Raw genomic sequence first — 8,822 nt, forward strand, 5'->3', positions numbered from 1 at the left:
TTAACTACATTTTTTTTATATACCAGCTCTGATATAGAACCCGGCATGGCAATTGATGCTATTGATGCAATACTGACACCGAAAATACTCGAGATGTCAACAGAAATGACATCCATGTACACACTAACGGATGTTGTATTCGATGTTGTTGCATATCCTGTCATGGCTATTCTTGCACTGATGATCTATCTGGAAATTGCCAAACTTTATTCAATTAGCCAGTATGAGGGATTGAAGCATTTCAAAAATACCTTCTTTTTCTTCGGTGTTGGAAATCTTGCAATTCTTACAATGATGATCTCAATGGTAATTGCAAAATTTTCATTGGAAGTCGGAACATTATTCTTTCTTTTTGTGGGAATCCCTGCACTGCTATTAGCAGGTTGTTCTTTCTGGATAGCAAATACTGAGCTACTCTATACCATAACGTGGCGGTTTTTTGATAATATTTCCACAAAAAGGAGATATAAATCAATGTTTTTCCTGGCCTTAATGGCATTCGTCCTTATAGATGTAATAGCATACGGAGTTATTTCAGAATATTATGGACTTACCAGTACAATTATGTACAAAGGAAGTATATTTATACTGATTCTTCTGTTAATAAGATCAAATCTCAGATCTTCCGGAAGAATAGGTTCAATAAAACATCCTTACTACCTCGGACTTATAATTATATTTACACTGAACTTCCTGGGAACTTTTAGTGATCTGATATCAGAAGATACCATAGCAGGAATTATCATAAATGGACTGACGATCGTAGCTTATTTTATTATTCTTAAGGGAATTCGAAAATGGACTCGCATTCTAACAATATGAAGCCATTCCAGAAAAGGAGCCGTCTGGAGATCATAAGGGATATACTCAAAGTTATCCGCGAGTCCAACAATACGATCAGTCCAACAAAACTTCAGAGATTGTCAAATCTTTCCTTCCAGATGTTCGAAGAATATGTAGGAGACCTTGAATCAAAGGGTCTGATCACTGTCAAGCCATACAAGGAAAAACGCAAGATATATTCATTGACCGATAAAGGAAAAAACTTTCTGGATAAATACGAAGATTTCGTAGCATTTCTTGCAGACTTTGGCCTATAAACAGCAACAGATATTTTATCCTTCTTATCAACGGTAGCTCTTTTATTTAAGGAGAACAATATAAGACCGGGGTTATATGGAAGGCCAAAAGTAATAATGCATAATTCCATTACACTTGATGGCTCATTCAGGGACATCGTAGTCGATATGGGAATCCATTATGGAGCATTGGCAAGCTTTGAAGAAGACATTCACCTGGTAGGAGCAAACACTGCAAAGACCGGGATCGAAATGTTTGGTGCACTTCCACCGAAAGAGGATACAGATCTCAGGAAACCTGAAAGAGAAAGCACGATCCCGAAATGGGCCATAGTTGACTCGAAAGGTATCCTCAAAGGTTCACTTCATTTATTTCGAAGGTTCGAGCTGTGTCGCGAGGTTGTCCTGCTTGTATCAGCTCAACACCAGAAGATTATCTGGAATACCTTTAAGAAAGGGATTAAGACTTCATTGTAACAGGTGAAGAACACGTTGACCTCCGGGAAGCACTTGAAGTACTTAACAAAAAGTACAAGGCAAGAACAGTCCTTGTAGACAACGGAAGCGGACTTAACGGAGCCTTGCTCGGACAGGATCTTGTGGATGAGATCAGTCTTATCATAATGCCCCTTCAGATAGGGAAAGAAGTTGATACCTTGTTTTCCAATATTGGAAAAACGAAGCCTATAGAACTTGAACTGTTAAAATGTGAGAAACTGGAGAAGGACAATGTATGGCTTGTTTACAAAATTAAGCGTTCTCCTGATAAATGATAGTACACTTATATTCGATAAAATAGACAATGGAGATAGAGAATGACATTTTTAGATGAAAAATTACCAGAAGCTTCTAAAGCCTTCACAGACATGCGTTCAGCGGTATTCAGGAATAATTCACTTGATCTGAAAGTCAAGGAACTTATAGCAGTTGCATCTTCAGTTCTCATGAGATGTGAGAAATGTGTAAAGATACATGCTGAAAGAGCAAAGGAAAACGGTGCAACAGAAGAAGAGATCGCAGAAGCTATAGCAGTAGCAATGTTCATTGCAGGTGGATCACAGTTGCACTGGACGGAGGCTTATGAAGATATCTTTGACGGCTCCGATGAGTAAATGAATATATAATCGAAGTAAAGAAAATCGATTTGTGGAAAAGTTTATTTGTATTGGAGCTATTACCTATGTTATCATAAAAGTTAGTGAATAGTTTCAATATTAATAAGACATAACAATAAAAAAAGAGAAGTGAATTAAACTTATGTATAAAATAGATATTTATGCCATAAAAAACGATATTACATTTTGAATACAGAAATTAGATCTATTTTAAAATTAAAAATCATATAATGGGTTAAAATATGGTGGTAAAAAGATCCATTCTAAGCTTGTTGATAGTTACCCTCCTTATCTCAGGATTTAGCTTTCAGGCTCAAAGTCTGAGCTTTGAGGCCAGAGCACTGAATGAAGAAGGACTAACTTTTACATTTAACGGCAGTTATGAAAAAGCATTGGCCAATTATGATATGGCCCTTGACATCGAACCTGATTACATTGAAGCTCTTGATAATAAAGCATCAACATATTACCTTCTTGGAGAGTACGATAAAGCAATAGAATGTTATGACATGGTGCTGGAACTTCAACCTGATCATGTGTTAACGCTCACCAAAAAGGGTATGGCCTTTTCTGAAAAAGGCGATTACAAATCTGCTATTTCGATGTATGATCAGGCACTTGTGTCTATTGAAAAATACCTGATCAAAACCAGTGGACCAAACAATTCCAGCATAATAGATACTGATATGCCAGCATCTGAGATGACAGATGATATGAGCTCAGAAGAAGCAGTCGTACTATATCATAAGGCAAAGGCACTGGACAATATTGGACAACATGATGAAGCAATGAACATCTATGGAAGTTTCCTTGAACTCCAGATGGAACATTCCTCTTACATCTATAAAGAAGCTATAGCTTGTACAGAAGAAGGCAAGACTTCCAAAGCTATCGAACTATATGGTGAAGCTCTAAAGATCGATCCGGACAATACGACCATATGGTACCACAAAGGCCAGGCATATGATAGTCTTGGAGAATATGAAAAGGCAATTGAAGCATATGAAATGGTAATCGAGTTCGATCCCAAGAGCAACGATGCATGGTGGAGCAAAGCGAAAGCTCATGAGATCCTTGGTGAAACTGAACCATCAATAACAGCCTATGAAAAAGTTGTAGAAATTGACCCCTATAATGTCGATGCATGGTTCAAACTTGGTGAAGCATTTGAATCAACTGAAAAATATCAGGATGCTTTGACAAGTTACGGACAGGTGATCAAGCTTGATCCGGATAATACAAGAGCCTGGCAAAAGAAAGGCATGGTGCTTGAAATTCTTGGAAAATATGATGAAGCCATTGTTAGTTATGATAAAGCTTTAGGCGTAGATCCCGATACAATTGCAAAGACATACTTACAGAACCCTGCTATTTCCCGATTGAATACAAGCAAGGAGGAAAATTGCTACGATCAAACTCCAGATTTTAGTATTGAGTCCACAAAATTATGGTTTGATAAAGGCACGATCTACCTGAAACAGGGAGAATATGAAAATGCTGTCGAGAGTTTTGACAAAGCACTTGAACTTGAAACAAAGCACCCCTCTGTCTGGTATAATAAAGCGGTCGCTCTTGACGAGCTAGGGATGAAGAACGAAGCTGTAGAATCATATACAGCAGCCCTGAAAAAAGATGCCTCCTGTTCAGAGGCATGGTACAGGAAAGGTTTTGATCTTGATGCCCTCGACAGGTATAACGAAGCTGTCTATTGCTACAGAAAAGCAGTTGATATAGAACCGGAGTTCACTCTGGCATGGTATGCACTCGGACTTGACCTTGACCATCTCGAAAAATATGATGAAGCTATCAGAGCTTATGGAATAGTAAGTGAACAGAGCCCCTACTTCTTTGATGCTTATTACAGAAAAGGAAGGATCCTGGCGAAACAGGGTCATTATTCAGAAGCAATTGAAAATTATCAAACAGCTTTAGCATTTGAACCATCAAATTCAGCCATAAACACTCAGATGCAGGTAGCCATCAGTAAAATGGAAAGGATCAACAGCTCTTCAAGCATTCCCGCCATTACAAATTCATTTACCGGACCGAGCTTAATTGACATGTTCAAGATCGTCGATCTGGAAAATGGAAATGGCTACTATGATCCAACTACTGACAATGATCTGAATTCCCTTGACGTGGATCTAATAGGTGTTGAACCACATGCAGAAGATGCCTGGCTTGCACAGGGAAATGCACTTTCAAATTCCGGTGACTATTCCGCCGCTTTAAGTTCATACAATAAAGCCATCCTCATAGATCCCAATTCCAGCAATATGTGGCTCATGAGGGGAATTACATATGATATGCTGAAAAGACAAGTTGAAGCTATTGAAAATTATAGGATAGCAGTGGAACTTGATGCTGATAATACTGATGCATGGTTCTATCTTGCTCAGGATTATAGCAACATCGGGGATCATTATCATGCAATTGAGTGCTATGACAATGTTCTCAGGATCAATCCACAGGATACAACTGCATTGTTCCTGAGGGCTCGCGCATTCGATAACCTTGGATCTTATGAAAATTCATTGGCTTCTTATGACCGACTTCTGGAACTAGAACCTGATAACCTTGAAGGATTGTACTATCGCGGAGAAACATACTACAAGCTTGGAAACTACGAAGCTTCGATCCAGTCCTATGAAAAAGTACTGGAAGTTGAACCTGAGAATGTGGAAGTAATATTTGCAAAGGCTCTTGCGTTCGAAGGAAATGGCCAGGTTGAAGAAGCCGTCGCATCCTACGACCTTATACTGAACACTGGTATCAATGATACTGATACCCTTTACAAACTAGGTGAAGCATATGAGAATATTGGTCTTTACAGGAATGCCGTCAGGTGCTATGATACTATACTCATCAACAATCCAGCGGACATAAAAGCACTTAGCATGAAGGGATTTGACCTCTATATGGACGGGGACTATAATGGTGCAATGTACTGCTATGACAAGGTCCTTGAGATCGATCCAAATAATGCTGCTGCATGGTACAATAAAGGAACCGCTGCCTACCTGACAAGCAGCTATGTTGCATCATCAGATTTCTATGCCAGGGCCCTTGAGATACAGCCCAATTCTATATCTGCATGGTACAACAGAGGTTTCATTGCCAATATCCTTGGAGATGTGGAAGAAGCAGTTGGATACTATGAAAAAGCATTGGAGATCGATCCAGCGTCAACTTCCGTACTCTACAACAAGAGGTTTGCACATTACAGGATTGGAGAATCGGTATCAGCAGAAAATGAAAAAAATAAACTGGAAACCATTGACCCGGGATTTGTGGAAGCACTTGATGATAGGGGAACAAAGTTCTTCATGCCACAGGAGTATGATCCAAGTATTACCTACAAGCTTCCTGACAGGTGGTATGATGATACCGAGAACAACACGATAAAAACAAACTTAGAATAACAGGAAGTAAAGGCTTTATTCATTTTTCTTAAAAAAGAGCCAGCTGTTCTTAGCCTTCCCGAAGTTCGTCTTTACTAGGACGAACTTGCCTTTCATTTTTTCACCTGAGAGACTGAAAACGACCTCCTTTTCTTTGACTACCACAGGTTCAAATCTACCATGGTCCCATATCTCGACCTTGCCAGCACCATAACTGCCTTCAGGTATCGTTCCTTCAAAATCAGCATATTCAATTGCATGATCATCAGTCTGTATGGCAAGTCGCTTGACCCCTTCTACAATAGGAGGTTCCTTAGGAATCGCCCAGCTTTTGAGAACACCATCCATCTCCAGACGCAGATCATAGTGAAGATTGCGAGCATGGTGTTTCTGTATCACAAATATAAAAGCGTCCTTATCAATCATCATAATAAAAAGAGAGCTTGAACTTAATAAAGTTTCACTTCAAAACGTATTATGAGCAAAATATATTGAAAGAAAAACAAGAGCATATTTTGAAAGGCTTTCCCATTCCAAAATATGCCGGTCAGAACTAGTGTCCTTTGCTTAGCTGAAATCGCCGAGACCTTCTAGATCAAGGGTTGCAAAGTGGTCTTCGATCGTTTCTGCCCTTCTTATCTGGACAAAGCTGCCGTCCTCTCTTAAGAGAAGTTCAGCAGAGCGGAGCTTACCGTTATAATTGAATCCCATCGCATGACCGTGAGCACCGGTATCGTGAATTACAAGAATGTCACCGCGTTCAACTTCTGGGAGCATTCTGTCGATAGCAAATTTGTCATTGTTCTCACAAAGGGAACCTGTGACATCATACTTGTGTGTTCCAGACTGGTCTTCTTTTCCAAGAACTGTTATGTGGTGATATGCACCATAAAGACCAGGCCTCATGAGGTTTGCCATACATGCATCGGTTCCCACATAATCCTTGTAAATGTGCTTGAGATGTCTTACCTCGGTCACAAGGTACCCGTAAGGACCGGTGATGGTTCGTCCACATTCCAGGTAGATCTTCAGCGGGTCAAGTCCGTTTGCCTTGATCTTTGCATCATATTCCTCTTTAACGCCCTTTGCAATGACATCATATGGAACAGGTTCCTGGTCCGGCAGGTAAGGGATACCAATACCGCCACCAAGGTTCACGAAATCGAAACGGATGTCAAGCTCATTTGAGATCTCGACAATAGTCTCAAAAAGTAATCTTGCGGTCTCCACAAAGTAAGATGGGTCAAGTTCATTGGATGCCACCATTGTGTGCAGCCCGAAGCGCTTGACACCTTTTTCTTTGAGCATCCTGTAGCCTTCAAAGAGCTGTTCCTTTGTAAAACCGTACTTTGCATCTTCCGGATTTCCAATGATAGCATTTCCTTTCTTTAGAGTACCGGGGTTAAATCTGAAACAAACAAGCTCAGGGAGTCCTGCCGTCTCTTCAAGGAACTCGATATGACTGATGTCATCGAGGTTGATGATCGCGCCGAGTTCTTTTGCTTTGACGAACTCTTCTGCAGGAGTATCATTTGAGCTGAACATTATGCCCTCACCAACGATACCGGTCTTCTCAGAAAGAAGTAATTCGGGTAATGAACTGCAGTCTGCACCGAAGCCTTCGCTCTTCAGTATCTTCAGGATATATGGATTAGGTAATGCTTTGACGGCAAAAAATTCTGTGAATCCTTCGAGAATGCTGAAAGCATCTTTGAGCTTCCTTGCATTTTCCCTTATGGCCTTCTCATCATAGACATGAAAAGGAGTAGGGTACTGCTCTTTTATTTCCAGGATCTGTTTCTTTGTGAATGGAAGTGTCTTTGAGACCATTTTTTAAATTCTCCTAATTAGGGTTCTGATGTACTCTAGTTACTTCAAAGTTAATACTATTTTGGGTAATTAAAATTTTTGAAATGAAGTGAGATCAATTTGGTATCAATTTGGTATCAATTTGTGTAGAATTTGATTGTATTGTTAAAGGAGTGGATGCATACAAATAAAAGTGTAAGATTATACGATAGAAATAAAGAATATTTTTCCATCAGGAAATATGAGAAAGGATTTGGCACTTTACATGAAATTGAAAAGATGGGGACGAGACCATACATAACAACTGTAGACAACTATGATCACATGCTTGGTCGAGCTGCAATATTTTCCTACAATATTTAAGCTTAAATAAAGAGATTGGAGCCTGAATTCTATAATAGCAAGCTTATGACCTCACATCAATCAGTGATGATTAAATTCTAATTATTATTGATCACCGTCTTTTTTGAAGAAAAGTTCACAATGGCACATCCCATCATTTTCGATTTCTTCTTTTAGGTAGATGCATGGACAGACTATTTTTTTATCCTCTTCCTCATCGCCTTTTATAATCCGACATGGACAGTACCTCTTACCGTATTCTTCTTTATTTTCAGCAAGTCCATCGATTACAGTGTCGACTATTTCCTTATCAGGATTCAGTCTGTATCCTTTTTTTTCGGCGTACCTTATACCCAATTCATATAGATGTTCTTTTAGTCTTTCATGCTCATTCATGTTTGCCTCCGGAATACTTCAAAAGTTCCATCAATCTTGTTAATAAATATCCATTCTCAATCCTATATTGCCGATCAGAGTCTTCACCATTTTATCAATTGAATTTGGTTTGAAGCTTTCTGATCAATAGTGACTTTTAAAGAAAATCTGTATGGATTAATAAATCAGATCAGAGAAAAGTCCCATATCAAAGATAACGATCAAATTATCTCTACCACCCTTTCCCAACTCCTTGTCTATTTTTTATTCTTATTCATATTTATCATTTTGTTTTTAACAAATACGAATCTAATAATGTTGATCCTTATTATACGATTTTATATATCCCCATTAAGTTGTGATCATGAATAAAAACATATCAGAACAGCAAACCCAAAGCTAGTGAGTTAAGATCAGTTAAAGAAGAAGGGAAATAGAGTAAGCACAGCAGCGACGCAGATTTCCCGAGGACTCTCGTACCTCAGTACAGTAAGCAACGTGGGCAGGCTTATCTTCTGTGTTCGGAATGGGAACAGGAGTTGCCCTGCCGCTATGGCCGCCGTACTCTAACTCTTATTAATGAATCAGATATTACTTTTGTTAACGGATGAAAGCCAAGGTCCGGATTCGAACCGGAATGGAATCGCTCTGCAGGCGATTGCGTAGCCGCTCCGCCACCTTGGCATTTGAACGAATCCTAG

9 protein-coding genes, 1 tRNA gene and 1 rRNA gene are annotated in these 8,822 nt (G+C 39.3%); 6 read left to right on the forward strand and 5 right to left on the reverse strand.

Going from position 1 to position 8,822, the window contains the following annotated elements; genetic code table 11:
- Positions 1-45: 45 nt before the first annotated feature.
- From LI82_RS00930 to LI82_RS00950, 6 genes are all read left to right on the forward strand, one after another.
- The gene (locus LI82_RS00930) at positions 46-822 is read left to right on the forward strand and encodes a hypothetical protein (protein ID WP_048193083.1); all 777 of its coding nucleotides are present in this window, start codon (positions 46-48) and stop codon (positions 820-822) included.
- Complete coding sequence (locus LI82_RS00935; RefSeq protein ID WP_236622632.1) at positions 798-1,100, forward strand: winged helix-turn-helix domain-containing protein; 303 nt, start codon at positions 798-800, stop codon at positions 1,098-1,100. Before LI82_RS00930 ends, LI82_RS00935 begins: the two co-directional genes overlap by 25 nt.
- A gap of 96 nt (positions 1,101-1,196) precedes the next feature.
- The gene (locus LI82_RS12310; RefSeq protein WP_052402642.1) at positions 1,197-1,556 is read left to right on the forward strand and encodes a hypothetical protein; all 360 of its coding nucleotides are present in this window, start codon (positions 1,197-1,199) and stop codon (positions 1,554-1,556) included.
- On the forward strand, positions 1,550-1,852 hold the full coding sequence (locus LI82_RS12655; protein ID WP_081955697.1) for a dihydrofolate reductase family protein: 303 nt from the start codon (positions 1,550-1,552) through the stop codon (positions 1,850-1,852). The genes LI82_RS12310 and LI82_RS12655 overlap by 7 nt, the downstream gene beginning before the upstream one ends.
- 42 nt (positions 1,853-1,894) lie before the next feature.
- Complete coding sequence (locus tag LI82_RS00945; protein WP_048193085.1) at positions 1,895-2,191, forward strand: carboxymuconolactone decarboxylase family protein; 297 nt, start codon at positions 1,895-1,897, stop codon at positions 2,189-2,191.
- A gap of 245 nt (positions 2,192-2,436) precedes the next feature.
- The gene (locus LI82_RS00950; protein ID WP_048193086.1) at positions 2,437-5,616 is read left to right on the forward strand and encodes a tetratricopeptide repeat protein; all 3,180 of its coding nucleotides are present in this window, start codon (positions 2,437-2,439) and stop codon (positions 5,614-5,616) included.
- Positions 5,617-5,631: 15 nt separating this feature from the next.
- Here LI82_RS00950 and LI82_RS00955 read toward each other — a convergent pair whose 3' ends face one another.
- The 5 genes from LI82_RS00955 to LI82_RS00980 form a co-directional block, all read right to left on the reverse strand.
- The gene (locus LI82_RS00955) at positions 5,632-6,024 is read right to left on the reverse strand and encodes a DNA polymerase ligase N-terminal domain-containing protein (RefSeq protein WP_048193087.1); all 393 of its coding nucleotides are present in this window, start codon (positions 6,022-6,024) and stop codon (positions 5,632-5,634) included.
- 138 nt (positions 6,025-6,162) lie between these two features.
- Positions 6,163-7,425, reverse strand: coding sequence for a diaminopimelate decarboxylase (locus tag LI82_RS00960; RefSeq protein ID WP_048193088.1), 1,263 nt, complete (start codon positions 7,423-7,425; stop codon positions 6,163-6,165).
- A gap of 426 nt (positions 7,426-7,851) precedes the next feature.
- A complete protein-coding gene (locus tag LI82_RS00970) occupies positions 7,852-8,142 on the reverse strand; it encodes a ferredoxin-thioredoxin reductase catalytic domain-containing protein (RefSeq protein ID WP_048193090.1) in 291 nt (96 codons plus the stop codon).
- Between the two features lie 421 nt (positions 8,143-8,563).
- Positions 8,564-8,685 (reverse strand): 5S ribosomal RNA (gene rrf / locus LI82_RS00975).
- A gap of 48 nt (positions 8,686-8,733) precedes the next feature.
- Positions 8,734-8,805, reverse strand: a tRNA-Cys gene (locus tag LI82_RS00980).
- Between the last annotated feature and the right edge of the window lie 17 nt (positions 8,806-8,822).

Origin of the sequence: Methanococcoides methylutens (genome assembly GCF_000765475.1) — an archaeon.
Lineage (GTDB): Archaea > Halobacteriota > Methanosarcinia > Methanosarcinales > Methanosarcinaceae > Methanococcoides > Methanococcoides methylutens.

Coding starts and splice junctions, on each gene's coding strand:
- LI82_RS00930 (WP_048193083.1), top strand. CDS start 46: ATGGCAATTGATGCTATTGATGCAATACTGACACCGAAAATACTCGAG.
- LI82_RS00935 (WP_236622632.1), top strand. CDS start 798: ATGGACTCGCATTCTAACAATATGAAGCCATTCCAGAAAAGGAGCCGT.
- LI82_RS12310 (WP_052402642.1), top strand. CDS start 1,197: ATGCATAATTCCATTACACTTGATGGCTCATTCAGGGACATCGTAGTC.
- LI82_RS00945 (WP_048193085.1), top strand. CDS start 1,895: ATGACATTTTTAGATGAAAAATTACCAGAAGCTTCTAAAGCCTTCACA.
- LI82_RS00950 (WP_048193086.1), top strand. CDS start 2,437: ATGGTGGTAAAAAGATCCATTCTAAGCTTGTTGATAGTTACCCTCCTT.
- LI82_RS00955 (WP_048193087.1), bottom strand. CDS start 6,024: ATGATGATTGATAAGGACGCTTTTATATTTGTGATACAGAAACACCAT.
- LI82_RS00960 (WP_048193088.1), bottom strand. CDS start 7,425: ATGGTCTCAAAGACACTTCCATTCACAAAGAAACAGATCCTGGAAATA.
- LI82_RS00970 (WP_048193090.1), bottom strand. CDS start 8,142: ATGAATGAGCATGAAAGACTAAAAGAACATCTATATGAATTGGGTATA.